Annotated in this window: 24 protein-coding genes and 1 other annotated feature; of the genes, 12 read left to right on the forward strand and 12 right to left on the reverse strand. The window is 53.7% G+C overall.

Annotation, left to right across the window (positions count from 1 at the left end; all coding sequences use genetic code 11):
- Positions 1 to 678 precede the first annotated feature (678 nt).
- The 3 genes from WLO31_RS11200 to rnm all read right to left on the reverse strand — a co-directional run bounded on the left by WLO31_RS11200 (position 679) and on the right by rnm (position 3291).
- Entirely contained in the window at positions 679 to 1404 is a 726-nt protein-coding gene (locus tag WLO31_RS11200; RefSeq protein WP_435930588.1) for an HNH endonuclease, read from the reverse strand.
- A gap of 346 nt (positions 1405 to 1750) precedes the next feature.
- Complete coding sequence (locus WLO31_RS11205) at positions 1751 to 2371, reverse strand: L-threonylcarbamoyladenylate synthase (RefSeq protein WP_435926680.1); 621 nt, start codon at positions 2369 to 2371, stop codon at positions 1751 to 1753.
- Complete coding sequence (rnm, locus tag WLO31_RS11210; RefSeq protein ID WP_435930589.1) at positions 2368 to 3291, reverse strand: RNase RNM; 924 nt, start codon at positions 3289 to 3291, stop codon at positions 2368 to 2370. Before rnm ends, WLO31_RS11205 begins: the two co-directional genes overlap by 4 nt.
- A 121-nt stretch (positions 3292 to 3412) precedes the next feature.
- Positions 3413 to 3509: a sequence feature (Trp leader region), on the forward strand.
- A gap of 24 nt (positions 3510 to 3533) precedes the next feature.
- Between rnm and WLO31_RS11215 the strand changes: the two genes are divergently transcribed.
- From WLO31_RS11215 to trpA, 5 genes are read left to right on the forward strand one after another with little or no spacing between them, the layout of a single operon-like run.
- Positions 3534 to 5096 carry an anthranilate synthase component 1 gene (locus tag WLO31_RS11215; protein WP_435926681.1) on the forward strand — a complete coding sequence of 521 codons (1563 nt, stop codon included), beginning with the start codon at positions 3534 to 3536 and terminating at the stop codon, positions 5094 to 5096.
- Positions 5096 to 6691 (forward strand): bifunctional anthranilate synthase glutamate amidotransferase component TrpG/anthranilate phosphoribosyltransferase TrpD, encoded by a 1596-nt coding sequence (gene trpD / locus WLO31_RS11220; RefSeq protein ID WP_435926682.1) that lies wholly within the window; start codon positions 5096 to 5098, stop codon positions 6689 to 6691. Before WLO31_RS11215 ends, trpD begins: the two co-directional genes overlap by 1 nt.
- Before the next feature lie 3 nt (positions 6692 to 6694).
- Positions 6695 to 8056, forward strand: coding sequence for a bifunctional indole-3-glycerol-phosphate synthase TrpC/phosphoribosylanthranilate isomerase TrpF (gene trpCF, locus WLO31_RS11225; protein ID WP_435926683.1), 1362 nt, complete (start codon positions 6695 to 6697; stop codon positions 8054 to 8056).
- Positions 8057 to 8064: 8 nt separating this feature from the next.
- Positions 8065 to 9258 (forward strand): tryptophan synthase subunit beta, encoded by a 1194-nt coding sequence (trpB, locus tag WLO31_RS11230; protein ID WP_435930590.1) that lies wholly within the window; start codon positions 8065 to 8067, stop codon positions 9256 to 9258.
- Entirely contained in the window at positions 9258 to 10067 is an 810-nt protein-coding gene (gene trpA, locus WLO31_RS11235; protein ID WP_435926684.1) for a tryptophan synthase subunit alpha, read from the forward strand. The genes trpB and trpA overlap by 1 nt, the downstream gene beginning before the upstream one ends.
- 36 nt (positions 10068 to 10103) lie before the next feature.
- On the opposite strand, the gene ompW is transcribed toward trpA, so the two are convergent.
- The gene (ompW, locus tag WLO31_RS11240) at positions 10104 to 10736 is read right to left on the reverse strand and encodes an outer membrane protein OmpW (RefSeq protein ID WP_435926685.1); all 633 of its coding nucleotides are present in this window, start codon (positions 10734 to 10736) and stop codon (positions 10104 to 10106) included.
- A 382-nt stretch (positions 10737 to 11118) separates the two neighbouring features.
- On the opposite strand from ompW, the gene WLO31_RS11245 reads away from it, so the two are divergent.
- The 3 genes from WLO31_RS11245 to yciA all read left to right on the forward strand — a co-directional run bounded on the left by WLO31_RS11245 (position 11119) and on the right by yciA (position 12858).
- Positions 11119 to 11862, forward strand: coding sequence for a YciC family protein (locus WLO31_RS11245; RefSeq protein ID WP_435926686.1), 744 nt, complete (start codon positions 11119 to 11121; stop codon positions 11860 to 11862).
- 67 nt (positions 11863 to 11929) lie between these two features.
- Positions 11930 to 12466, forward strand: coding sequence for a septation protein A (locus tag WLO31_RS11250; protein WP_435926687.1), 537 nt, complete (start codon positions 11930 to 11932; stop codon positions 12464 to 12466).
- Positions 12463 to 12858 (forward strand): acyl-CoA thioester hydrolase YciA, encoded by a 396-nt coding sequence (gene yciA / locus WLO31_RS11255; protein WP_435926688.1) that lies wholly within the window; start codon positions 12463 to 12465, stop codon positions 12856 to 12858. Before WLO31_RS11250 ends, yciA begins: the two co-directional genes overlap by 4 nt.
- A 31-nt stretch (positions 12859 to 12889) precedes the next feature.
- On the opposite strand, the gene tonB is transcribed toward yciA, so the two are convergent.
- Positions 12890 to 13624 (reverse strand): TonB system transport protein TonB, encoded by a 735-nt coding sequence (gene tonB / locus WLO31_RS11260; protein ID WP_435930591.1) that lies wholly within the window; start codon positions 13622 to 13624, stop codon positions 12890 to 12892.
- 221 nt (positions 13625 to 13845) lie between these two features.
- Here tonB and WLO31_RS11265 point away from each other — a divergent pair, with 221 nt between their 5' ends.
- Positions 13846 to 14142 carry a YciI family protein gene (locus tag WLO31_RS11265; protein ID WP_435926689.1) on the forward strand — a complete coding sequence of 99 codons (297 nt, stop codon included), beginning with the start codon at positions 13846 to 13848 and terminating at the stop codon, positions 14140 to 14142.
- Positions 14143 to 14196: 54 nt separating this feature from the next.
- On the opposite strand, the gene WLO31_RS11270 is transcribed toward WLO31_RS11265, so the two are convergent.
- The gene (locus WLO31_RS11270; RefSeq protein ID WP_435926690.1) at positions 14197 to 14376 is read right to left on the reverse strand and encodes a YciY family protein; all 180 of its coding nucleotides are present in this window, start codon (positions 14374 to 14376) and stop codon (positions 14197 to 14199) included.
- 144 nt (positions 14377 to 14520) lie between these two features.
- Here WLO31_RS11270 and cls point away from each other — a divergent pair, with 144 nt between their 5' ends.
- The gene (cls, locus tag WLO31_RS11275; RefSeq protein WP_435926691.1) at positions 14521 to 15981 is read left to right on the forward strand and encodes a cardiolipin synthase; all 1461 of its coding nucleotides are present in this window, start codon (positions 14521 to 14523) and stop codon (positions 15979 to 15981) included.
- 37 nt (positions 15982 to 16018) lie between these two features.
- Entirely contained in the window at positions 16019 to 16348 is a 330-nt protein-coding gene (locus WLO31_RS11280; protein WP_034494996.1) for an HI1450 family dsDNA-mimic protein, read from the forward strand.
- A 47-nt stretch (positions 16349 to 16395) separates the two neighbouring features.
- On the opposite strand, the gene oppF is transcribed toward WLO31_RS11280, so the two are convergent.
- The 6 genes from oppF to WLO31_RS11310 all read right to left on the reverse strand — a co-directional run bounded on the left by oppF (position 16396) and on the right by WLO31_RS11310 (position 23431).
- On the reverse strand, positions 16396 to 17400 hold the full coding sequence (gene oppF, locus WLO31_RS11285) for a murein tripeptide/oligopeptide ABC transporter ATP-binding protein OppF (RefSeq protein WP_435926692.1): 1005 nt from the start codon (positions 17398 to 17400) through the stop codon (positions 16396 to 16398).
- Positions 17397 to 18410 carry an ABC transporter ATP-binding protein gene (locus tag WLO31_RS11290; protein WP_435926693.1) on the reverse strand — a complete coding sequence of 338 codons (1014 nt, stop codon included), beginning with the start codon at positions 18408 to 18410 and terminating at the stop codon, positions 17397 to 17399. The genes oppF and WLO31_RS11290 overlap by 4 nt, the downstream gene beginning before the upstream one ends.
- Before the next feature lie 11 nt (positions 18411 to 18421).
- Positions 18422 to 19330, reverse strand: a complete 909-nt coding sequence (gene oppC, locus WLO31_RS11295) for an oligopeptide ABC transporter permease OppC (protein WP_435926694.1) — start codon at positions 19328 to 19330, stop codon at positions 18422 to 18424.
- Between the two features lie 14 nt (positions 19331 to 19344).
- Positions 19345 to 20265 (reverse strand): oligopeptide ABC transporter permease OppB, encoded by a 921-nt coding sequence (gene oppB, locus WLO31_RS11300; RefSeq protein WP_271124318.1) that lies wholly within the window; start codon positions 20263 to 20265, stop codon positions 19345 to 19347.
- Positions 20266 to 20355: 90 nt separating this feature from the next.
- A complete protein-coding gene (oppA, locus tag WLO31_RS11305; protein ID WP_435926695.1) occupies positions 20356 to 21990 on the reverse strand; it encodes an oligopeptide ABC transporter substrate-binding protein OppA in 1635 nt (544 codons plus the stop codon).
- Positions 21991 to 22783: 793 nt separating this feature from the next.
- Entirely contained in the window at positions 22784 to 23431 is a 648-nt protein-coding gene (locus tag WLO31_RS11310) for a YchE family NAAT transporter (protein WP_435926696.1), read from the reverse strand.
- A 478-nt stretch (positions 23432 to 23909) separates the two neighbouring features.
- On the opposite strand from WLO31_RS11310, the gene adhE reads away from it, so the two are divergent.
- The gene (gene adhE, locus WLO31_RS11315; protein ID WP_435926697.1) at positions 23910 to 26582 is read left to right on the forward strand and encodes a bifunctional acetaldehyde-CoA/alcohol dehydrogenase; all 2673 of its coding nucleotides are present in this window, start codon (positions 23910 to 23912) and stop codon (positions 26580 to 26582) included.
- Positions 26583 to 26671 lie beyond the last annotated feature (89 nt).

Consider the following 26671-nt stretch of genomic DNA (forward strand, 5'->3'; position numbering starts at 1 on the left):
GATTGCAGCATGGGCAAAAATTAGTTTTACCCTTTATCAACAAAAACCAGCGGGATACACCTGATCGGTCGATAATGTAATTGGCTAAACCAGCACAAGCCAATATTGAAAGATTGCGGTGTGTTGTTGAAAGCGGGATATCTAAGAGTTTTGAAAACTCTGACGCAGTAACAGGAATAGAAATTTGAGTGAGGTGATACAAAATATTAATGCGTGGAGTTGTCAGTGTTAATCCTGCTGACTTCAGGATAGTTACCACACCCTTACGCTCATTCTTCGCAGGGAGGGTAAAGGCAGGCAAAATGAACTCTGTATGCAATATATACTCTCTTTAAGTCAAATAACTTGATTGATAGTTTATCATAAAAACCTATAAATGAGAATCATTGTCATTAAAACATTGACTTAAGGCATAGGTAAATTGCTATGTTGTATTGGGTTAGAGTTGTTCAGCCCTTCTTCTGTATCAGAGCACGATTAAAACTGACAGTCGATAACGAGCGGTAAGCGGAAGTTAGGGATTGTCGCTAATGCCGATGGATATTTACCTAACAATTCTTAGCACCAATAAATGGGGGCAGGTCAAATTCTCGGATAAAAAATCGTCCTCTATAATTTATATGTAGGATCAGTTCCCAGTGCTAAAAGCAGAACAAATCGGCTCCATAATACTTAGGTTTATTTATTAATGGGTACTAACTCCAATACGCCATAATGCGCCTGTCTGTGACAGTTCGGGCATAATGCAAGGGCATTTTCCACAGAATCCTCGCCACCGTTAGAAAGCCATTCAATGTGATGAACCTCAAGAAATGGTACGCCATCTTCTTTAAAGAAAGGAGCATCACGCTTACAGCTTTGGCACTTGCCATTTGCCCTTGACAGAACTTCGGCAACTACACATGGGCTTCGCTTATAGACTCGGGTCGTTACCACGATTAGCTCAGGAGTTTTACTCTCCGTTACCAAAATCTCTTTGCGTTCTGATGGGGAAAGTTGTGACGCAGCATCAACAGCCTTTTCAAACTCAGATTTTACCTTACGGTAACACCATTGGCCTTGTTGATCTTGGTACAACTCCCACACTCCATGAATAGAGGGTTGATATATTTCAAAAATGTTCCCTCGCTTGAATAAGCGGTCATACTCATGATGACGATGGGTTACATCATCAGTCCTTCTGGCTGTTTTATTAAAACTCCAGTAGCTACGGTTAAAGTTGACTGTGTTAACTATGAGATTAAGCCAAGTATCGTCTTTATAATGCGGGAATAACTTTCTAAGATAATCATCTACTTGCTTAGCTGTTGCTGCCCCTCCAAACTGTTCCTCAACCACTTGAACAGTAGTGATTCTTATCGGTTGGTCACCGTACTTGTATGTTCTTTTAGATTTTGCGGACATCATCATAACTCTTGCAATCTAAGATTTAACTTAGATTAACTATCGAGCATAGTTTGTGCAACTATCTGATTTAGGTATAAGAAACCATTTAGGCCGTTGGTGGTAAAACTACGTGCAGAGCCATTATGCAGAAACGTAAAATGGAAGAGTAAGATGTACATATATGATGAGAGTAAAGATGTGGCTAATGGCTGTCACACAAACTGGTAACAACCATTTTTAGAAATATATCAACCCATTGATTATGATGGATTTTATATTTATCTTGTGCGCCTTCACAGGCGTCGAATTGGAGTAACGGGGTTTAAACCCCATTTCAGGCCGCACAGTATAGCCGCAGCCAGATTTATAAGAAAGGTTTAACGTCGCCAACGCCTTCGCGGACCACAACCGGCGCGTCATCCGTTAAATCAATCACCGTTGTAGGCTGCTGACCGAGATAGCCGCCGTGGATCACAAGATCCACCACTTTTTCCAGGCGGTCTTTAATCTCTTCCGGGTCTGACTCGGTAAATTCGCTGCCGGGCATCATCAATGAAGTAGAAAGTATCGGCTGGTCAAGCACTTCCAGTAACGCCTGTGCAATAGGGTTAGAAGGAACGCGCAGTCCGATAGTTTTCCGTTTTTCCTGCAGCAGGCGGCGCGGAACGTCTTTGGTGCCTTTCAGGATAAAAGTGTAATTACCCGGCGTATTGTTTTTGATTAAGCGGAACGCCACGTTATCAACAAACGCGTAGGTTGAAAGCTCCGATAAATCGCGGCACATCAGCGTGAAGTTATGCCCGTCCGGCAAATGACGGATGCGGCAGATGCGCTCCATTGCCGTTTTGTCTTCCAGCTTGCAGCCCAGCGCATAGCCGGAATCGGTTGGATAGACGATAACGCCGCCTTTACGAACGATTTCCACGGCCTGATTAATCAGGCGCTGCTGCGGATTGTCCGGATGAATATAGAAAAACTGGCTCATACTGCCCTCTCTTTTGCGATGAGGCTGCTTCCCCATTCCCGCCATACCGGCTCGACGCCCGCAGGCAGCCATAGCTTGCGTCCCAGCTCTATCCACGAACAGGGCTGATGGAAATCAGAGCCCTGTGAAGCCAGCAGGTTAAACTGGCGTGAATAGCCCGCAAGTACGGTTCTTTCATTGGGGGCTTGCTGGCACTGCGCAACTTCCATGGCATCGCCACCACTTTGCGCAAACTGCGCCAGCAATCTTTTCAGCCATTTTGCGGTCAGGTCATAACGGCCAGGATGCGCCAGTACGGCCTGCCCGCCGGAATGATGAATCACTTCAATAGCTTGTTCTATTGTACACCACTGCGGCGGAACGTATCCCGTTTTCCCTTTTGCGAGATACTTCTTAAAGACGTTCGCCATCGTGTTGGCTTTGCCGCACTCGACCAGAAAACGAGCGAAGTGCCCGCGCGTAACGGCGCCGCCGTTAGCAAGACGCAGCGCGCCCTCAAGCGCGCCGGGAATATTGGCTTTGTCGAGCCTTTCGGCTATCAGTTCGGCACGCTGAGTCCGGCGCAGAGTTTGTTCCGCCAGAAACGCCACCAGCGCCGGATGATATCCATCAATGCCCAGGCCGACGATATGGATCTCGTGATTTTCCCAGACGGTTGAAATTTCCACGCCGCTGATCAACTGTACAGGGAGTTGTTTTTCAGCGATTTCCGCCTTCGCCGCAGGCAGTCCTGCGACGGTGTCGTGATCGGTGATAGCAAGTATGCCCACGCGATTGTCTACCGCGCGCTGCACCAGCGCCTGGGGCGTTAAAAGGCCATCTGAGGCGGTGGTATGGCTATGTAAATCGTAAATCACCGCAAGGGAAGGTTCGCTCAAAATGGCTCCGCTACTGTTAAAAAAATGAAAAACGCCGCCCATCATAGCGATATTCAGGACTAACTAAAAATCGCTATTGACTTTATCCCGCTGAACCAGTTAACTAGTACGCAAGTTCACACAAGAAAGGTATCTGAAAATGAAAGCGATTCACAATATGCACAGCAGCTGGTGGCGCACTTCCTGAAACGGGCAGTGTCATCGCTTTGGCTGTTAATCAGCCCGGATACCAGGCCCGCCATCGCAGCGGGCTTTTTTTTGAACAAAAACACTGAGAGCAAACAATGCAACCACAAAAACCAGCGCTCGAATTACTGACCAAAGATGCGCCGTACCGGGACAACCCCACCGCCGTATTCCACCAGCTGTGCGGCGCCCGTCCGGCTACGCTTTTGCTTGAATCCGCTGATATCGACAGTAAAGACGATCTCAAAAGCCTGCTGCTGGTGGACAGCGCGTTACGCCTCACCGCAATGGGTGACACTGTCACTATTCAGGCGCTTTCAGCTAACGGCGCCTCCCTGCTTCCTTTGCTGGATGCGGCGTTACCGGCAGGCGTGCAAAACGAACATCTGCCTCAGGGCCGCGTGCTTCATTTCCCTGCGGTCAGCCAGCTGCTGGACGAAGATGCCCGCCTGTGCTCGCTTTCCGTATTTGACGCATTCCGCCTGATGCAGGAGCTGGTCACCGTGCCGGAGCGCGAGCGCGAAGCGATGTTCTTCGGCGGCCTGTTCGCCTACGATCTGGTGGCCGGCTTCGAGGATTTGCCTTCCCTGAAACAGGATAACAGCTGCCCTGATTACTGCTTCTATCTGGCGGAAACCCTGCTGGTAATTGACCATCAGAAAAAACAAACCCGCATTCAGGCCAGCCTCTTCACCCCATCCGCAGCAGAAAAAACCCGCCTGCTGCAGCGCGCTGAACAGCTTTGCGGCCAGCTGCAGGAAACGCCAGCCGCGCTGCCGGTGCATAAAGTCGAGCAGATGAGCTGCGAATGCAATCAGAGCGATGAAGAGTACGGCGCCGTGGTGCGTCATATGCAAAAAGCGATTCGTGCCGGGGAAATTTTCCAGGTGGTGCCGTCCCGCCGCTTCTCCCTGCCTTGCCCCTCCCCGCTGGCGGCTTATCAGACCCTGAAGAAAAGTAATCCAAGCCCTTATATGTTCTTTATGCAGGACAACGATTTTACGCTGTTCGGCGCATCGCCTGAAAGCTCGCTGAAATACGACGCGGCTTCACGCCAGATTGAAATCTACCCCATCGCGGGCACCCGTCCTCGCGGCCGCCGCGCGGACGGCTCGCTCGATCGCGATCTCGACAGCCGTTTTGAGCTGGAAATGCGCACCGACCATAAGGAGATGTCCGAGCATCTGATGCTGGTGGACCTTGCGCGTAACGATCTTGCGCGTATCTGTACGCCGGGCAGCCGCTATGTTGCAGACCTTACTAAAGTCGACCGCTATTCCTTCGTCATGCATCTGGTTTCACGCGTTGTGGGCGAGCTGCGTAGCGATCTGGACGTGCTGCACGCTTACCGCGCCTGCATGAACATGGGCACGCTTAGCGGCGCGCCAAAAGTTCGCGCCATGCAGCTGATTGCCAAAGCCGAAGGCGTGCGTCGCGGCAGCTACGGCGGCGCCGTTGGTTACTTTACCGCTCACGGCGATCTTGATACCTGCATCGTGATTCGCTCCGCCTACGTCGAAAACGGCATTGCCACCGTTCAGGCAGGCGCTGGCGTAGTGCTGGACTCCGTACCGCAATCTGAAGCCGACGAAACCCGTAATAAAGCCCGCGCTGTTCTGCGCGCTATCGCCACCGCGCACCATGCAAAGGAGATTTTCTGATGGCTGACATTCTGCTGCTCGATAACATCGATTCCTTCACCTATAACCTGGCAGATCAGCTGCGTGCTAACGGACATAACGTGGTTATCTATCGCAACCACGTTCCGGCCCAGACGCTAATTGAACGTCTGGCAACGATGGATAACCCGGTGCTGATGCTCTCTCCGGGCCCCGGCGCACCAAGTGAAGCCGGCTGCATGCCTGAGTTATTGACTCGCCTGCGCGGCAAGCTGCCGATTATTGGTATTTGCCTGGGTCATCAGGCGATTGTTGAGGCCTACGGCGGCTATGTCGGCCAGGCTGGTGAAATCCTGCACGGCAAGGCGTCCGTCATTTCCCACGACGGTGAAGCGATGTTTGCCGGGCTGCCTAATCCGCTGCCGGTGGCGCGCTATCACTCGCTGGTCGGCAGCAATATTCCTGCGGGCTTAACCATTAACGCGCATTTTGACGGGATGGTGATGGCCGTGCGCCACGATGCGGACCGCGTATGCGGCTTCCAGTTCCACCCGGAATCCATTCTGACCACCCAGGGCGCGCGCCTGCTGGAGCAAACCCTCGACTGGGCGCTGCTGAAGTTAAAACAAACCAATACGCTGCAGCCGATTCTGGACAAGCTGTACCAGGCGCAGACGCTGAGCCGGGAAGAGAGCCACCAGCTTTTTTCTGCCATCGTCCGCGGCGAGCTGAAGCCGGAGCAGCTGGCCGCCGCGCTGGTAAGCATGAAGGTGCGCGGCGAACATCCGAACGAAATCGCCGGGGCCGCTTCAGCCCTGCTTGAAGCCGCGGCGCCCTTCCCGAGCCCGGACTATCAGTTTGCCGATATCGTCGGCACCGGCGGCGACGGCAGCAACAGCATCAATATCTCTACCGCCAGCGCGTTTGTCGCGGCGGCCGTAGGTATGAAGGTTGCCAAGCACGGCAACCGTAGCGTATCCAGCCGTTCCGGCTCTTCAGATTTGCTGGCGGCCTTCGGCATCAACCTGGACATGAGCGCGGAAGCTTCTCGTCAGGCGCTGGACGATCTGGGCGTGTGCTTTCTGTTCGCGCCGAAATACCACACGGGTTTCCGTCACGCCATGCCGGTACGCCAGCAGCTGAAAACCCGCACGCTGTTTAACGTGTTAGGCCCGCTGATTAACCCGGCCCATCCGCCGCTTGCGCTGATTGGCGTTTACAGCGCCGAACTGGTGTTGCCGATTGCCGAGACGCTTCGCGTGCTGGGTTACAGGCGCGCGGCCGTCGTGCACAGCGGCGGAATGGATGAGGTTTCCCTGCATGCGCCAACGCAGGTTGCCGAGCTTAATCATGGGGATATCAAAAGCTATCAGCTGACCGCCGAAGATTTTGGCCTGCCGGCCTATCATCAGGATCAGCTCGCAGGCGGCACGCCGGAAGAAAACCGTGACATTCTTACCCGCCTGCTACAAGGTAAAGGAGAGATCGCTCACGAGTCAGCCGTCGCGGCGAACGTAGCCATGCTGATGCGCCTGCACGGCCAGGAAGATCTCAGGGCAAACGCACAACGGGTGCTGGACGTATTGCGCAGCGGCGCAGCCTACGACCGCGTCACCTCACTGGCAGCAAGAGGATAAGAAATGCAGGACACCGTATTAACGAAAATCGTCGCGGATAAGGCGATTTGGGTTGAAGCGCGTAAAAAGCAGCAGCCCCTGGCAAGTTTTCAGAACGACGTCACCCCTGCCACTCGCAGCTTCTACCATGCGCTGCAGGGCGCGCGTACCGCGTTTATCCTTGAATGCAAAAAGGCGTCTCCGTCTAAAGGCGTGATTCGCGATGATTTCGACCCGGCGCGTATTGCCGGCGTGTATAAGCATTACGCTGCCGCCATTTCCGTCCTGACCGACGAAAAATATTTCCAGGGCAGCTTTGATTTCCTGCCTGTGGTCAGCGAAATCGTGACCCAGCCGGTGCTGTGCAAAGATTTTATCATCGACGCATACCAGATTTACCTGGCGCGCTTTTATCAGGCCGACGCCTGCCTGCTGATGCTTTCCGTACTGGATGATGACCAGTATCGCCAGCTCGCCGCCGTGGCCCACAGCCTGAATATGGGCGTGCTGACAGAAGTCAGTAATGAAGAAGAGCTTGAGCGCGCTATTGAGCTGGAAGCGAAAGTGGTCGGCATTAACAACCGCGACCTGCGCGATCTCTCAATCGATCTGAACCGCACGCGTCAGCTGGCGCCGCGACTGAGCCACGGCGTAACGGTAATTAGCGAATCCGGCATCAGCACTTACGGCCAGATCCGCGAGTTAAGCCATTTTGCCAACGGTTTTCTGATTGGCTCCGCGCTGATGGGCGATGAGGATCTGAACGCAGCGGTACGCCGTGTGACGCTCGGTGAGAACAAAGTCTGCGGCCTGACCCGTGCGGAAGACGCCCGCGTCGCGCATCAAGCGGGCGCAATTTACGGCGGGCTGATATTCGTGCCTTCCTCGCCGCGCTTTGTCAGCGATGAGAAAGCCGCTTCGGTGATGGCCGCGGCTCCGCTGCGTTACGTCGGCGTTTTCCGTAACAGTCCGCTGAACGACGTGGCGCAGAAAGCGGCTCAGTTTTCACTCGCGGCGGTCCAGCTTCACGGTGACGAAGAGCAGGCCTACATTGACGAGTTGCGCGCTCAGCTGCCGGAAAAGGTGCAGATCTGGAAGGCGCTTAGCGTGAAAGAATCTTTACCGGCGCGCGATTTAAATCATGTCGATAAATATGTCTTCGACAATGGCCAGGGCGGCACCGGGCAGCGTTTCGACTGGTCGCTGCTTGCCGGTCAGACGCTGGATAATGTGCTGCTCGCGGGCGGACTGGGCGCCGATAACTGCGTGGAAGCGGCGAAAGCCGGCTGCGCGGGACTGGACTTCAATTCTGGCGTCGAAAGCGCGCCGGGCATAAAAGATGCTAACAAGCTGGCAGCCGTGTTCCAGACGCTGCGGGCTTACTAAGGAAAATAATCATGACGTTACTTAATCCCTATTTTGGTGAGTTTGGTGGCATGTATGTGCCGCAGATCCTGATGCCCGCCCTGCGCCAGCTGGAAGAAGCCTTTGTGGCGGCGCAAAGCGACGCTGAGTTTCAGGCGGAATTTAACGATCTGCTGAAAAACTATGCCGGCCGCCCAACCGCGCTGACGAAATGTAAAAACATTACCAAAGGCACTAACACCACGCTCTATCTGAAGCGTGAAGATCTGCTGCACGGCGGCGCGCATAAAACGAACCAGGTGCTCGGCCAGGCGCTGCTGGCGAAAAAAATGGGTAAAACCGAAATTATCGCCGAAACCGGAGCCGGTCAGCACGGCGTGGCCTCTGCGCTGGCGAGCGCCCTGCTTGGCCTGAAATGCCGCATTTATATGGGTGCGAAGGACGTCGAGCGCCAGTCGCCAAACGTGTTCCGCATGCGCCTGATGGGCGCGGAAGTCATTCCTGTTCACAGCGGTTCCGCCACGCTGAAAGATGCCTGCAACGAAGCGCTGCGCGACTGGTCTGGCAGCTATGATACCGCGCATTACATGCTCGGCACGGCGGCGGGTCCTCACCCGTTCCCGACTATTGTGCGTGAATTCCAGCGCATGATCGGTGAAGAAACAAAAGCGCAGATACTCGAAAAAGAGGGTCGCCTGCCGGATGCGGTTATCGCCTGCGTCGGCGGCGGCTCAAACGCCATCGGCATGTTTGCGGACTTCATTAACGATACCAAAGTCGGCCTGATTGGCGTTGAGCCGGCAGGGCACGGGATCGAAACCGGCGAACACGGCGCGCCGCTGAAACACGGCCGCGTGGGCATCTATTTCGGCATGAAATCGCCGATGATGCAGACCGATGAAGGGCAGATTGAAGAGTCCTACTCTATTTCCGCCGGTCTGGACTTCCCGTCCGTCGGGCCGCAGCACGCGCATCTGAACAGCACTGGCCGCGCGGACTACGTGTCGATCACCGATGACGAAGCGCTGGACGCTTTCAAGCTGCTGTGCCGCAAAGAAGGGATTATCCCGGCGCTGGAGTCTTCCCACGCGCTGGCTCACGCGCTGAAAATGATGCATGACGATCCTGAAAAAGAGCAGCTGCTGGTGGTGAACCTCTCCGGCCGCGGCGACAAAGATATCTTCACCGTACACGACATCTTAAAAGCGCGAGGGGAAATGTAATGGAACGTTATCAACACGCATTTGAGCAGTTACAGGCTCGCCAGGAAGGCGCTTTTGTTCCCTTCGTGACGCTTGGCGACCCGTCGCCTGCGCAGTCGCTGAAAATTATCGATACGCTGATTGAAGCCGGTGCCGACGCGCTGGAGCTGGGGATCCCTTTCTCCGATCCGCTGGCAGACGGCCCGACCATTCAGAATGCGGCATTACGCGCCTTCGCCGCGGGGGTTACGCCAACGCAGTGTTTTGAAATGCTGGCTGCTATCCGTCAGAAGCATCCGGCGATTCCCATTGGCCTGCTGATGTACGCCAATCTGGTTTACAGCCGCGGCATTGATGAGTTTTATGCGCTGTGCGCCAAAGTGGGCGTGGATTCGGTGCTGATAGCAGATGTGCCGGTTGAGGAGTCTGCGCCGTTCCGCCAGGCCGCAATGCGCCATAACGTTGCGCCAATCTTTATCTGCCCGCCGAATGCGGATGATGATTTGCTGCGCGAGATTGCATCCCACGGCCGTGGCTACACCTATCTGCTTTCCCGCGCGGGCGTTACGGGGGCAGAAACGCGCGCTCAGCTACCGCTTCATCACCTGGTGGAAAAATTGACTGAATATCACGCCGCGCCTTCGCTGCAGGGCTTTGGCATCTCCGAACCTTCGCAGGTGCGTGATGCCATTGAAGCCGGGGCCGCAGGCGCCATTTCTGGCTCGGCCATCGTAAAGATTATTGAGAAGAACCTTAACGATGAAGAAGCCATGCTTAGCGAGCTAAAAACCTTTGTGCAGGCGATGAAGGCGGCAACGCGCGCTGCGTAATAATAAGGCCGGAATTTTTCCGGCCTCTCTTTCTTATCAGAAGCGGTAGCCCGCAGAGAACATAAATACCCAGGGATCGATGCGAGTCTTGATGTTTTGCTGCTCGCCGTTGTGTTTAAACTTCACTTCGGTGTCGATATCCATATACCACACCGACATATTAAGCAGCCAGTCGTCGTTAACCATATAGTCCAGCCCAGCCTGCCCCGCAGCCCCCCATGAATCTTTGACGCTCAGATCGGTCAGGCCCGCGTCTTTTCCCGTCTGGTTGAAGCCCGTGTCAAAGAAGGTGGTGTAGTTGATCCCGGCCCCGATGTACGGACGCGCTTTGCTTTTCGCATCGCCAAAATACCACTGCGCCATCAGCGTAGGCGGAAGCTGCTTAACCGTTGCCAGATCGCCAGTCGCGCCCAGCCCGACTTTATGCCGGAACGGCGTGGCGGCCAGCAGTTCGATACCGATGTTGTCGGTCACCATATAATCAAAAGTCAGCCCCAGCTGCGTATTGTTGCTGACGTTAAAACCGCCCATACCCAGCACGTCGTCTGAGCCTTCCGTCGGACGTACCGTTGCCGTACCGGCGCGCATAAAAAAATCGCCCGCTTCGTGCGCTAATGCTTCGCCGGATAAGCAGCCCAGCGCCAGTAATGCCAAAGTTAGTTTTTTCATAGCCCTTCCCTTGTTATGGTTTTAACAGCGGGCTGAATATACCTACTTATGAGTACAAAGTGATCCAGCATCGATCACACTTTGTTGGCTAATTTAACATTTAATGATCTGGGTTAATTTTTGACGATAACCTTAAATCCCGGTTATTGGCCTGGCGTCAAATTTCAATCTGGCGACAGGTTTTAAAATCTTTACGTTCCGTTTTTGGGTGAAATAACGTCGATGTGGATTATTTTTATTCATAAAGCCGGTCAAAGGGCGGTTTAACCGCAGGCTGGCGCCCGGCTTTGTTTTTCCGCAGGGCCTTAGTGGTGCCACAGCTCCTGCATCCAGGGTACAATTGCGCGCTAAGGTATAACCGGGCAATTTCAAAGGAGAGTGCATGTCTATCACGGCGGGTTCTGTGTACCGTGACACGGGGAATTTTCTACGCAATCAGTTTATTACCATCCTGCTGATCGCATTACTTTGCGCCTTTATTTCGACGATCGTCGGTCACGCGTTTGCACCCAGCGATGAACAGATGGCGATCCTGAGCGAAGGCGACAATCTGGCCGGGAGCGTTGGCCTGTTTGACCTTGTGCAAAACATGACGCCTGAGCAACAGCAAATGTTACTCAGAGCTTCGGCGGCATCGACATTCTCCGGCCTTATCGGCAACGCCATTCTGGCCGGCAGCATGCTGGTGCTGATGCAGATGGTTTCAGCCGGGCATCGTGTAAGTGCGCTACGCGCAATAGGAACGGCAGCGCCTGTCTTACCAAAGATGTTGATTCTGATGTTCCTTACTACCTTTATGGTGCAGATTGGCATCATGCTGGTTGTGGTGCCGGGGGTTCTGCTGGCCATTGTGCTGGCCTTTGCGCCGATCATGCTGGTGCAGGATAAAGCCGGTATTTTCCAGGCAATGCGTAACAGCATCCGTCTGGCGTGGAGCAATATGCGCCTGGTCGCGCCGGCCGTTATCGCCTGGCTGATAGCGAAAACCGCCCTGCTGCTGCTCGCCTCTTCTTTTGCGGCGCTCTCTCCGCAAATTGGCGCGGTGATAGCCAACATGATAAGCAACCTCATTTCCGGCGTGTTGCTGATCTATTTATTCCGTTTATATATGCTTATTCGTCAGTAATCTTCATTCGCTCCTGACCGCTCGTTATAGTGAGTCAGGAGTTCTCACCTTTTTTACGGAACAGATTATGAAGCAGTTTCTCGACTTCCTGCCCCTGATTGTCTTCTTTGCTTTTTATAAGATGTACGATATCTATGCCGCCAGCGGCGCGCTGATTGTCGCCACCGCGCTGGCGCTGGTGTATAGCTGGTACAAATACCGCAAGCTGGAAAAAATGACCCTTATCACTTTTGTGATGGTGGCGGTGTTTGGCGGCCTCACCCTGTTTTTCCATAACGATGAATTTATCAAATGGAAAGTGACGGTGATTTACGCGCTCTTTGCTATCGCCCTGCTGGTCAGCCAGCTGGTGATGAAAAAGCCGCTAATCCAGCGCATGCTGGCAAAAGAGATTACCCTGCCGGAACACGTCTGGGCAAAACTTAACGTGGCCTGGGCGCTGTTCTTTATCATCTGCGGCGTTGCGAATATCTACATCGCCTTCTGGCTACCGCAAAACGTCTGGGTTAACTTTAAAGTGTTCGGCCTTACCGCCGCCACGCTGGTGTTCACCCTGTTAAGCGGCGTTTATATCTATCGCCATATGCCGCAGGAAGAGAAATGAGTCAAAGCGCGCCTGCAGGCGAGCTGGTGTTACGCACGCTGGCAATGCCTGCCGATACCAACGCAAACGGCGATATCTTTGGCGGCTGGCTGATGGCGCAAATGGATATCGGCGGCGCCATTCAGGCACAGGAGATAGCCCATGGCCGCGTAGTAACGGTCCGCGTAGACGGCATGACTTTTCTCAAGCCCGTTGCGGTCGGTGACGTGGTGTGCTGCTACGCCAGTTGCGTAAAGCGCGGCAATACCTCGGTGACTATCAACGTGGAAGTATGGGTAAAAAAGGTCTCTTCAGAGCCGATCGGGCAACGCTATAAGGCGACGGAAGCTATCTTCATTTATGTCGCTGTCGACAGCGATGGCAAACCCAGACCGTTACCGCAGCCTGCCTGAAAAAAAACCCTCCGCTGCGGAGGGTTTTTTCTTATTCCATCGTCGCGCCGCCATTGATGCGGAACACGATATTCACAATCAAACCTTGTCCCGGCTTGCCGCTTTCATAGCGCCACTTCTTCATCGCCTGCTTCACTTCTCGTTCAAACATATTGGCAGGCTTCGCCGAAAGGATGGTTACGTTGCTGACGCTGCCGTCGGCGGCGACATCAAACTTCACGCGGACATTCCCTTCCATGCGCAACGCAAACGCGCGCGACGGATACTGCGGCTGATTACGGCTTAACGCTCGCGGGGCTGTGGCAACCGGTGCGACTTTCGCTGCTGACGCAGGCTTCGCCGTAGGCGCTGGACGCACTGGCGCAGCGTTCTGGAACGGCGATGCCGGACGCGGCTCGGCCGGTTTTGCCTCGCGCTTCGGCTGTTCAACCTTTTTCACCGGCTTCGGTTTTGGCTTCGGCTTTGGCTTAGGTTTGGGTTCAGGCTTATGGATAACGACCGGCGCCTCTTTTGGCGGCTCGGGGATCGGTTCCGGCTCAGGTTCTGGCTCAACAACGGGTTCCGGCGGCGGCGGCACAACCTCTGGCTGCGGCGGCTCAAGGTCGACAGGCGCAACCATGGTGACGCTGATAGGCTGTGCAGGCGCGGGCATCTCAACAACCTGATGATGTACCGAGGTATAGAGCAACCCCGCCACTACAGCACCATGCAGCACGACGGAGAGCGCGGTCGGCCACGGGAAGCGGCGAGGTAAATCAAGGGTCATTGACGTCATAATGGCTTCGGTATTTTAAACAGGCGTTAATTTTAAATGCAAATAGCAATCATATTCAATAACGCATTGCCTGCGGCTGCACTTTTTCTCCTGAACGCTCTCTTTTTTCGGCATCCAGGTCAGGGATTTAACATCTTGTTTATGTTTCAATTGCAGTCTGAGCGCCATTCACTTACGGTATTTTACATCCCATTTAAAAAGGAGTCCTGCCCGTGCTGTATGTCATTTACGCAGAAGATAATGCCGATTCGCTTGAAAAGCGTCTGGCTGTACGCCCGGCCCACCTGGCACGCTTGCAGTTGCTACGTGATGAAGGCCGCCTGTTAACCGCCGGTCCAATGCCGGCAGTCGACAGCAACGATCCTGGCGCCGCCGGTTTTACCGGTTCAACGGTGATTGCGGAATTTAATGCTCTGGAAGATGCGCAGGCCTGGGCAGAAGCGGACCCCTACATTGCCGCGGGCGTTTACAAACAGGTGGCGGTTAAGCCCTACAAGAAGATTTTCTGAAGCGGTAACAGGATTCGACAATATTTTGGGCACCGGCTGGCGGTGCCCTTTTCTTTATGCCCTGCGATCGTGGATGGCAAACAGCAAAGCGTTACGCTGTTTATTAACCTGACACTTTCTGATGGCATGAATGCGCATATTACGGCGCGACTGACCTTCCAGCCAGCGTGCTTTACGCCGTTGCGCCTGACGCAGCATTCGCCAGCGTCCGACCTCGGTTCTACTACGCCTCATTTTTACGACTCAACTTTAAAACAGACGGCCCATTATAGATCCTTATTGCCAGCAGGCTAGCCGTTTTACGACTAGTTTTATTGTTAACGGGTTAAGGTTATGCGTAAACTCGAAACCATACGATTTCAAAAGGATTTTTAAGGTATGACAACCTTCTACACGGTGGTGAGTTGGCTGATCGTTTTAGGCTACTGGTTGCTGATAGCCGGGGTTACGCTTCGTATTTTAATGAAACGCCGGGCGGTTCCCTCCGCGATGGCCTGGCTGTTGATCATTTATATCCTGCCGCTGGTAGGCATTATCGCCTATCTCTCCTTCGGCGAGCTGCACCTGGGCAAGCGCCGGGCCGAACGCGCCCGGGCGATGTGGCCTTCCACGGCGAAATGGCTGACCGACCTTAAAAGCTGCAAACATATTTTTGCCGAAGAAAACAGCGAGGTTGCGACCTCCCTGTTCCAGCTTTGCGAACGTCGCCAGGGCATTGGCGGCGTGAAGGGCAATCAGCTGCAGCTTCTGACCTCGACCGATGAAACCATGCAGGCGCTGATTCGCGATATCCAGCTCGCGCGGCACAATATTGAGATGGTTTTCTATATCTGGCAGCCGGGCGGGATGGCCGATCAGGTGGCGGAATCGCTGATGGCCGCGGCTCGTCGCGGTATACATTGCCGCCTGATGCTTGACTCCGCAGGCAGCGTGACATTTTTCCGCAGCCCGTGGGCGAACATGATGCGCAACGCGGGCGTTGAGGTTGTCGAAGCGCTGAAGGTAAACCTGATGCGTGTGTTCCTGCGTCGCATGGATTTGCGCCAGCATCGCAAGATGGTGATGATCGACAATTACATCGCCTATACCGGCAGTATGAATCTGGTCGATCCGCGCTTCTTTAAGCAGGATGCGGGCGTTGGCCAGTGGGTCGATTTAATGGCGCGTATGGAGGGCCCGGTAGCCACGGCGATGGGCATCATCTATTCGTGCGACTGGGAAATCGAAACCGGCAAGCGCATTTTACCGCCGCCGCCGGACGCCAATATCATGCCGTTCGAAGAAGCCAGCGGCCACACCATCCATACCATTGCCTCAGGCCCCGGCTTCCCGGAAGATTTAATTCACCAGGCGCTGCTCACCTCCGTTTACGCGGCGCGTGAATATCTGATCATGACCACGCCCTACTTCGTGCCCAGCGACGACCTGCTGCATGCCATCTGCACCGCAGCCCAGCGCGGCGTTGATGTCAGCATTATCATTCCGCGTAATAACGATTCGCTGCTGGTCGGCTGGGCAAGCCGCGCTTTCTTTACCGAGCTGCTGGCCGCCGGCGTTAAAATTTATCAGTTCGAAGGGGGATTGCTGCATACCAAGAGCGTGCTGGTCGACGGCCAGCTAAGCCTCGTGGGAACGGTGAATCTCGATATGCGCAGCCTGTGGCTTAACTTCGAGATTACCATGGTGATTGACGACTCCGGCTTCGCAAGCGATCTGGCGGCGGTGCAGGATGATTATATCTCCCGTTCAAGGCTGCTGGATGCCCGTCTCTGGGCGAAACGTCCGATGTGGCAGCGCGTGGTTGAGCGACTGTTTTACTTCTTTAGCCCGTTGCTGTAAAACGTGGCGCATCAGCACTTCATATGTGGATGTAAAAATGGAAATGGATCTGAATAACCGCCTGACAGAAGACGAAACGCTGGAACAGGCCTACGACATTTTTCTCGAACTGGCGGTAGATAATCTCGATCCGGCCGACGTCATTCTCTTTAACCTGCAGTTCGAAGAGCGCGGCGGCGCTGAGCTGTTCGATCCGGCAGAAGACTGGCAGGAGCACGTAGATTTCGACCTGAATCCGGACTTCTTTGCCGAGGTGGTAATTGGCCTTGCCGATACCGACGGCGGAGAACTTAACGATATCTTCGCGCGCGTGCTGCTGTGTCGCGAAAAAGACCATAAGCTCTGCCATATTCTCTGGCGCGAATAAGCAAAAGGGCTGCGTAAGCAGCCCTTTTCGTTTATCGCTCCGCAGGATTAAAGCGGATCGACCTTCAGACAGGAAACCGCGTGGCGGAAACTCCCTTCCAGCACAGGACGGGTTTTTGCACATTCCGGCCCGGCAATCGGGCAGCGCGTGCGGAACACACAGCCCGACGGGGGATTAATCGGCGAAGGCAACTCCCCTTCCAGAAGCTGGATGACTTTGTTTTTCTCCAGATCCGGATCGGGGACAGGCACCGCCGACATCAGCGCTTTGGTGTAAGGATGCAGCGGATTGTGATAAACCTCATCGTAAGTCCCTAACTCCACCGCATGACCAAGATACATCACCAGCACGCGATCGGAGATGTGCTTCACTACCGCCAGGTCGTGGGCAATAAAGATCAGCGACAGCCCCATCTCACGCTGTAATTTCTGCAGCAGGTTGACCACCTGAGCCTGAATAGAGACGTCCAGCGCCGAAACGGGTTCGTCACAGATGATAAGTTTCGGCTCAAGGATTAACGCGCGCGCAATCCCAATACGCTGACACTGGCCGCCGGAGAACTCATGCGGGTAACGGTTGATGAGGTTGGGCAGCAGGCCTACTTTCATCATCATCGCTTTCACGCGATCACGCACTTCCTGGCGCGGCATTTTCGGATGATAAGTCCGCAGCGGTTCGGCGATGATATCGCCGATATTCATACGCGGGTTTAACGAGGCCAGCGGGTCCTGGAAAATCATCTGAATGTCGCTGCGCACGTCGCGCCACTCCGCCTGATTCATCCCCAGCAGATCTTTGCCCAGCCAGGCCACGCGCCCGTCGGTTGCTTTAACCAGGCCGATAATGGCGCGGGCAAAGGTCGATTTACCGCAGCCGGACTCGCCCACCACGCCCAGGGTTTCCCCTTCATACAGCCGCAGGGTAACGCCATCAACCGCCTTAAGGGTTTTTGACGGCTGCCAGAACCATTGCTTGCCGTCTTTAATATCAAAGTGGACCTTAAGATCGGCAATTTCGAGCAGAACTTTTCTCTCTTCTGTCACGGCATTCATACCAGCTCCTCCACCGGCTTAAAGCAGGCGCGCAGGCGACCTTCACCAAAGGGCTCAAGCGGCGGCATGCTGTTACAAATTTCCATGGCGTACGGACAGCGCGGCTGGTACGGGCAGCCTTTCGGCAGACGCAGCAGGTTCGGCGGGTTGCCCGGAATGGTCATCAGCGCTTCGCCTTCCGCATCCAGGCGCGGCACCGCGTTCAGCAGGCCGATGGAATAGGGGTGAACGGGGCTGTAGAACACGTCGCGCGCTTTGCCGTACTCCATGGTACGCCCGGCGTACATCACCAGCACTTTGTCGCAGATGCCGGCAACTACCCCCAGATCGTGGGTGATCATGATAATGGCGGTGTTGAACTCGCGTTTCAGCTCGTTTAACAGCGTCATGATCTGCGCCTGAACCGTCACATCCAGCGCGGTCGTGGGCTCGTCGGCAATCAGCAGCTTTGGCCGACACAGCAGCGCCATGGCGATCATTACGCGCTGGCGCATACCGCCTGAGAACTCATGCGGGAACATGCGCATGCGCTTACGCGCCTCCGGCATTTTTACCGCATCGAGCATGCGAACGGATTCTTCGAACGCCTCTGCCTTACCCAATTTTTTATGCAGCATCAGCACTTCCATCAGCTGCTCGCCCACGCGCATATACGGGTTGAGGGAAGTCATCGGATCCTGGAAAATCATCGAGATTTGTTCGGCGCGCAGGCGGTTCAGCTGGCTCTCCGGCAGGTTCAGGATCTCTTTGCCGTTAAATTTCGCCGAGCCGCCGATGCGGCCATTGGCCGCCAGCAGGCCCATCAGCGCGAACGCAGTCTGGGATTTACCCGAACCTGATTCGCCGACGATGCCCAGCGTTTCACCGGCGCGCAGGCTGAAGTTCAGATCGTTGACAGCGGTAACGTCACCGTCGGGCGTGCCAAAGGTGACGCGCAGATCTTTTACGTCAAGCAGCGCAGATGTCTGGCTCAGTGGAGTGACCACCGCAGGGTTTTCAATTGTGCTCATCGCGGCACTCCTTAACGATCTTTCGGGTCGAGGGCATCACGCAGGCCATCGCCGATAAAGTTAAAACAGAACAGGGTAATCACCAGGAAGCCCGCAGGGAACAGCAGCAGCCATGGAGAAACCTCCATGGAGTTAGCGCCGTCGCTTAACAGCGCCCCCCAGCTGCTCAGCGGCTCTTGGGTACCCAGACCGAGGAAGCTCAGGAAAGATTCGAACAGGATCATACTCGGCACCAGCAGCGAGGCGTAAACCACGACCACGCCCAGCACGTTCGGCACGATATGGCGCATCACGATGCTGGCGGTAGAGACCCCGCCCACCTGTGCCGCTTCGATAAACTCTTTACGTTTCAGGCTCAGCGTCTGACCACGCACGATACGCGCCATGTCCAGCCAGGAGACCATCCCGATGGCCACGAAGATCAGCAGGATGTTTTGCCCGAAGAAGGTCACCAGCAGGATAACGAAGAACATGAACGGGAAGGAGTTAAGGATTTCCAGCAAACGCATCATCACGGAGTCGGTTTTGCCGCCCAGATAGCCCGCCAGCGAGCCGTACAGCGTCCCTACGACTACCGCAACCAGCGCGGCTGCCACGCCCACCATCAGCGAAATGCGCCCGCCGATAGCCACGCGCACCAGCAGATCGCGGCCCGAGGAGTCGGTTCCGAAGTAGTGGCCGGACGCCGTCTCCGGCGCGCTCGACATCATGCCCCAGTCGGTATCGAAATAGGTGAACTGCGACAGCATCGGCGCAAAGGTTACAAAGAGCGCGATCAGCACCAGCACAATCAGGCTGGCAACCGCCGCGCGGTTATGCATAAAACGACGACGCGCATCCTGCCACAGGCTGCGGCCTTCAACCTCAAGCTTTTCACTGAAGTTTTCCAGCGCCTCGCTGTTTTTCTTACTCAACATCATGGCGAACCCCAGCTCTAGTAACGGATTTTCGGATCGATAACGGCGTAGAGCACGTCAACAATCGCATTAAAGAGAATGGTCAGCGCGCCCACCAGAATGGTGAGGCTAAGAACCAGCGAATAGTCGCGGTTCAGCGCTCCGTTTACGAACAGCTGGCCGATACCCGGCAGGCCGTAGATGGTTTCAATAACCATTGAGCCCGTAATAATCCCGACGAAAGCTGGCCCAAGATAAGAGAGAACGGGCAGCAGCGCAGGCTTCAGCGCGTGACGCAAAATAATGCGGCGCATCGGCAACCCTTTCGCACGTGCGGTACGGATAAAGTTGGAGTGCAGCACTTCAATCATCGAGCCACGGGTAATACGCGCGATACTGGCGATATAGGCCAGTGATAAAGCCACCATCGGCAGAATCATGTATTGCAGCGCCCCGCCGTTCCAGCCCCCGCCGGGCAGCCATCTGAGGGTGATGGAAAATATCAGCACCAGCAACGGGGCGACCACAAAACTGGGGATAACGACCCCGGTCATGGCTATCCCCATTACGGCATAATCCCATTTGGTATTTTGATTCAGCGCCGCAATAACCCCTGCCAGCACGCCCAGCACAACGGCGAAAATAAACGCGGCCGCGCCTAATTTGGCCGAGACCGGGAAGCTTGAAGCCACCAGATCGTTGACTGAATAATCTTTATATTTGAACGACGGCCCAAAATCACCGTGCGCCAGCTGCTTCAGATAGCTGAAATACTGGGTCGTGATCGGATCGTTTAAATGATATTTAGCTTCAATGTTCGCCATGACTTCTGGCGGAAGCGCGCGCTCGCTGGTAAACGGACTGCCCGGCGCAAGACGCATCATGAAGAAGGATATTGTTATAAGAATAAAGAGTGTCGGAATCGCTTCCAGACAACGACGTAGAATAAATTTCAACATTGCCCATACCTTCTGGCCTGTGCCTTTAGAGTGCGATGAAATAAGACACGATGGGGCGGGACTGTAGTAGCCCTGCCCCACGAATTGCCATTAATGTTTAATGATATACATATCTTTGGTGTAGGTATTATCCATTGGGTCTTTGCCGGTATAACCGCCAACCCAAGGTTTCACCAGACGGGCATTCACATAGTAATAAACCGGCACGATCGCAGAGTCTTTGCCCAGCTGCTGTTCGGCTTTATCGTAAGCCGCGCTGCGCTGCGCTTCATCGGTCGCCTTCAGGGATTCGTCCATGATGGCATCAAACGCCGGGCTCTTATAATGCGCGGTATTCATGGAGCTGCCGGAAAGCATGGTGTTCAGGAACGAAGTTGGTTCATTGTAGTCCGCACACCAGCCGGCACGCGCCACATCGTAGTTGCCCTGGTGACGGGTATCGAGGAAGGTTTTCCACTCCTGGTTCACCAGCTTGACGTGCACGCCCAGGTTTTTCTGCCAGATGGACGCCGCGGCGATAGCCAGTTTTTTATGCAGATCGGAGGTGTTGTACAGCAGGTTGAAGGTCAGCGGCTTGTCTTTGCTGTAGCCTGCTTCGGCCAGCAGTTTCTTCGCTTCTTCGTTACGCTTTTCCTGCGTCCAGGAGAACCATTCAGGCTTGGTCAGTTTTGCGCCGTCGGTATAAGGAGGGGTGTAGCCATATGCAGGTAAATCGCCCTGCGCTTTAACTTTATTGGTGATGATATCGCGATCCAGGCCCAGTTTCAGCGCGGTACGCACGCGCGCATCGGTAAACGGCGCTTTCTGGTTGTTGATTTCGTAATAGTAAGTACACAGGTACGGATCAACATGAACTTCTGCCGGGATCTCTTTTTTCAGTTTCTGGAACAGTTCAATCGGCAGGTTGTTATAGGTCATGTCGATTTCACCGCTGCGGTAGCGGTTAACGTCGGTCACTTCTGAAGAAATCGGCAGGTAGGTAACCTGCGAAATAACGGTTTTAGCGTCATTCCAGTAGTTGGTGTTGCGTTCCATCACGATGCGTTCGTTAACAACCCAGTCTTTTAGCTTATAGGCACCGTTGGAAACGAGGTTTGCAGGCTGGGTCCACTTCTCGCCAAACTTCTCGATGGCGGTTTTATTCACCGGCGACATCGCCGGGTTGACCAGCAGCTTGTAGAAGTATGGAACAGGTTCGCTCAGGGTGACTTCCAGCGTGTGGTCGTCAATGGCTTTTACGCCCAGCTCAGATGGCTTTTTCTTGCCGTCGATGATTTCATCAACGTTAACGATATGGCCGTATTGCGGATAGCTCGCATAAGGGGACGCAGTGTTTGGATCCACCAGGCGCTGCCAGCTATAAACGAAATCTTGCGCGGTAACCGGGTCACCGTTAGACCATTTCGCATCTTTACGCAGATGGAAGGTCCAGACTTTGAAATCTTTATTATCCCAGGATTCAGCCACGCCCGGAATCGGGTGGCCGTCTTTTGGAGAAGAGATCAGCAGGCCTTCAAACAGGTCACGGCTGACGTTTGCTTCAGGGACACCTTCAATCTTATTTGGATCCAGCGACTGAGGCTCAGCGCCGTTGTTGCGGATCAGCGTTTGCTTTTCTGCAAGCTTTACACTCGCCGGGACGTCTGCCGCATGGGCGACGCTGCCCGCGATAAGCGCGGTTAAAATACTTGCTGCTACCAGACTTTTTTTTGTGATGATGGACATTGTGTTGATACTCCACTCATTATAATTACCGGCCCGAAAGCCAGCCTCTTCCCCGTGGGGTTCCCGTACAGCGCGGAGCGTTAAGCGTCTGTAGGGAGTACTGCCGTTACCGCTTGCTATCACCGACTTTATTTGCGGGATGCTCTCAGGCGCCCTGTTCCGTCGATTCTTTCCAGCCAGCCCTGTAACAAAGCTGGCGAGATGATTCATATTGCAAAGGAATCTAATTTCATTCAGAAATCAAACTCAGCTGGAAATGAAGCGTTTTCCAGCGAATTGTGTGGACCGGAAAGTATCAAAAGCACCCAGGCCCCGCCAATACAATTTGCAAATTTGTTAACTGTTTCTCTTTTATCAACTGAAGCGTGGATTTATTGAAGGATTACAGCGGGCTACATTCTTTGATTTTCCCAATTAAAATCAAAGACATAAATTGGATGGATCGTTTGAAAGCCTGAAACGTTCTGTACCTGCGCCGCCACCAACAAAAAATTAACAATTGATTATTTTTTAGCACATTCCTCTGCGGAAAAGTCTGAATTACTAATATCATCTCAATAAAGCGGCAGCAAGCATCATTGTGTAGTGTGAGTTAAATAACAGCGCGACTGGCCTTTTTCTGTACAACGCGCTCATCCTGCAAAGAGTAACAAGCGGTTTCCAAAGCAATTTCTTATGGCCGATCGCCTTATATCGCCTGCCATAAATTTCATATAAAAACGAATTTGGTGTTCTTATAACAAAAAAAAGCAGAATTTCGATTCTGCTTTTTCATCGGAAAGTTTCAGTGGAATTAACTCAGCAGACCCGGAAAGATGGCCTTGAGGCCGGTGACGATAAATTCTATGCCCAGCGCCATCAGCAATAACCCCATAATACGGGTAATAACGTTGATGCCGGTCTGGCCCAGCAGGCGAACCAGCCACGGAGCAATACGAAACACCATCCAGCAGCTAAGGGCAAAAAGCGCAATAGCTACCGAGAAGCCAAACAGATGTCCCCAACTGTGATATTTCGTTCCCCAGACGATGGTGGAGCTGATTGCCCCCGGCCCTGCCATCAGCGGTAGCGCAAGAGGCACCACGCCCACGCTTTCACGTATCGCGCTTTCCGACTTCTCCTGCTTGTTTTGCTTATCTTCCCCCAGCTTGCCGCTGATCATTGACATCGCAATCGTCACCACAAGGATGCCGCCGGCAATGCGGAAGGAGTCAATGGAAATGCCGAACACCTGCAGGATACCGTCGCCCAGGAATAAAGAGGTCCATAAAATGATAGCGACGGAGAGGTTTGCGGTGAGGTTGGTTTTATTTCTCGCCGCCGCGGTCTGGTAGCTTGTCATGCTGATAAAGACGGGAATAATGCCCACCGGGTTTACCAGAGCAAAAAGACCAATAAAAAATTTAAAATAGGTAGGCAAATCAAACATGGGTTGAACCACGCGAAACTCCGCAAGTGAATATAGCAAACGCAGGCGTAATGTAATGGAAAAGCACAGCTGGCGCTACGGCATTTCACGGCATGGGCCGCGCCCGGTATCGCAGATGGTAAGAATAAGCAATATTGTTACTTGCATGTTGGAAATATGATAGTTTGATTTGTCTGCGCTGTGACTAAATTTTTAAAGCCTTTTCAACTACATAAATTAGCCATGCTGAAAGGAGTCAGCCTTAAAATTATGTGACGCAGATCACAAAATCACTACTCAGAAGTGGGTACTCTTGGCTACACCAGAAGAGCAGGTTTCGCGTTATAGGGCGCGCTTTTTCAGGTGAGGCTCTTTTAGTAAATCAGTGAGATGCCAGTGGAAGCTTTTGCAGCGTTATATCCCGGTTTTACGCAAGCCGTTGCCCGCTGACTATACTGTCGAATCGAGCAACTGATTTACTAAAAGAGTTTAACATTATCAGGAGAGCATTATGGCTGTAACTAATGTCGCTGAACTTAACGCACTCGTAGAGCGCGTAAAGAAAGCCCAGCGTGAATATGCCAACTTTACTCAAGAGCAAGTTGATAAAATCTTCCGCGCCGCCGCCCTGGCTGCCGCTGATGCTCGAATCCCTCTCGCAAAACTGGCCGTTGCCGAATCCGGTATGGGTATCGTCGAAGATAAGGTCATTAAAAACCACTTTGCTTCCGAGTATATCTATAACGCTTATAAAGATGAAAAAACCTGTGGTGTGCTGTCTGAAGACGATACCTTCGGCACCATCACTATTGCTGAACCAATCGGTATTATTTGCGGTATCGTTCCTACTACTAACCCGACTTCAACGGCTATCTTTAAATCCCTCATCAGCCTGAAGACCCGTAACGGTATCATTTTCTCTCCGCACCCACGTGCAAAAGACGCAACCAATAAAGCCGCGGATATCGTGCTGCAGGCAGCTATCGCCGCCGGTGCGCCTAAAGATCTGATCGGCTGGATCGATCAGCCGTCTGTTGAGCTGTCAAATGCCCTGATGCACCACCCGGATATCAATATGATTCTGGCAACCGGTGGCCCGGGCATGGTTAAAGCGGCATACAGCTCCGGCAAGCCAGCCATCGGCGTTGGCGCGGGCAATACGCCTGTGGTGGTTGATGAAACTGCCGACATCAAACGCGTTGTTGCTTCTATTCTGATGTCCAAGACCTTCGATAACGGCGTAATCTGTGCTTCTGAGCAGTCCGTCATCGTTGTTGATTCCGCCTACGACGCCGTTCGCGAGCGTTTCGCTTCCCACGGCGGCTATATGCTGCAGGGGCAGGAACTGCAAGCGGTACAGAATATCATTCTGAAAAACGGCGGCCTGAACGCGGCCATCGTTGGTCAGCCAGCAACCAAAATTGCTGAACTGGCGGGCTTCACCGTACCGGCAGACACCAAAATCCTGATTGGCGAAGTAAGCATCGTTGACGAGTCTGAGCCGTTTGCTCACGAAAAACTCTCCCCAACGCTGGCTATGTATCGCGCCAAAAGCTTTGAAGATGCCGTGCTTAAAGCTGAAAAACTGGTTGAGATGGGCGGTATCGGCCATACCTCCTGCCTGTATACCGACCAGGACAACCAGCCAGAACGCGTTAAGCACTTCGGCGATAAAATGAAGACCGCCCGTATTCTGATTAACACCCCTGCTTCCCAGGGCGGTATCGGCGACCTGTACAACTTTAAACTCGCACCTTCCCTGACTCTGGGTTGTGGTTCATGGGGTGGTAACTCCATCTCTGAGAACGTTGGTCCTAAGCATCTGATCAACAAGAAAACCGTTGCTAAGCGAGCTGAGAACATGTTGTGGCATAAACTTCCGAAATCTATCTACTTCCGCCGCGGCTCGCTGCCAATCGCGCTGGACGAAGTGATTACCGATGGTCACAAGCGTGCGATGATCGTTACCGACCGTTTCCTGTTCAACAACGGTTATGCGGACCAGATCACCTCCGTTCTGAAAGCGGCCGGCGTTGAAACCGAAGTCTTCTTTGAAGTAGAAGCTGACCCAACGCTTAGCGTAGTGCGTAAAGGCGCCGAGCTTGCTAACTCCTTCAAACCAGACGTGATTATCGCGCTGGGCGGCGGCTCCCCAATGGATGCGGCGAAAATCATGTGGGTTATGTACGAACATCCGGAAACCCACTTCGAAGAGCTGGCGCTGCGCTTTATGGACATCCGTAAGCGTATCTACAAGTTCCCGAAAATGGGCGTGAAGGCGAAAATGATCGCGGTCACCACCACTTCCGGTACCGGCTCTGAAGTCACGCCGTTTGCGGTTGTAACCGATGACGCTACCGGCCAGAAATACCCGCTGGCGGACTATGCATTGACTCCAGACATGGCGATTGTTGATGCCAACCTGGTAATGGATATGCCTAAATCCCTGTGCGCTTTCGGTGGTCTGGATGCCGTAACCCACGCGCTGGAAGCTTACGTTTCCGTCCTGGCGAGCGAGTTCTCTGACGGCCAGGCTCTGCAGGCCCTGAAACTGCTGAAAGAGAACCTGCCGGCGTCTTACAACGAAGGCTCTAAAAACCCGGTTGCCCGTGAGCGTGTGCACAACGCGGCGACCATCGCGGGTATCGCGTTTGCCAACGCCTTCCTCGGCGTGTGTCACTCAATGGCTCACAAACTGGGTTCTCAGTTCCACATTCCTCACGGTCTGGCGAACGCCCTGCTGATTTCCAACGTTATTCGCTACAACGCGAATGACAACCCAACCAAGCAGACTGCGTTCAGCCAGTATGACCGCCCACAGGCGCGTCGTCGCTACGCTGAAATCGCAGACCATCTGGGTCTGAGCGCGCCGGGCGACCGTACCGCGGCTAAGATCGAGAAACTGCTGGCGTGGCTGGACAGCATTAAGGCTGAGCTGGGTATTCCTAAGTCCATCCGCGAGGCAGGCGTTCAGGAAGCTGACTTCCTGGCCCACGTGGATAAGCTTTCTGAAGATGCGTTCGATGACCAGTGTACCGGTGCTAACCCACGTTACCCGTTGATCGCTGAACTGAAACAGATCCTGATGGATACTTACTATGGCCGTGAGTACACAGAAGGCGAAGCGCCTAAAGAAGCCGCTCCCGCAGTTAAAGCTGACAAAAAAGCGAAGAAAACCGCTTAATTGACAGGCTCTGATAAAAAACCCGCTCCGGCGGGTTTTTTTATATCTGCAGAACATGCCTGCTCAGGGCCTGTATTATTCTGCTGTTT

Origin of the sequence: Dryocola sharpae (assembly GCF_051307055.1) — a bacterium.
Classification (GTDB): Bacteria; Pseudomonadota; Gammaproteobacteria; order Enterobacterales; family Enterobacteriaceae; genus Dryocola.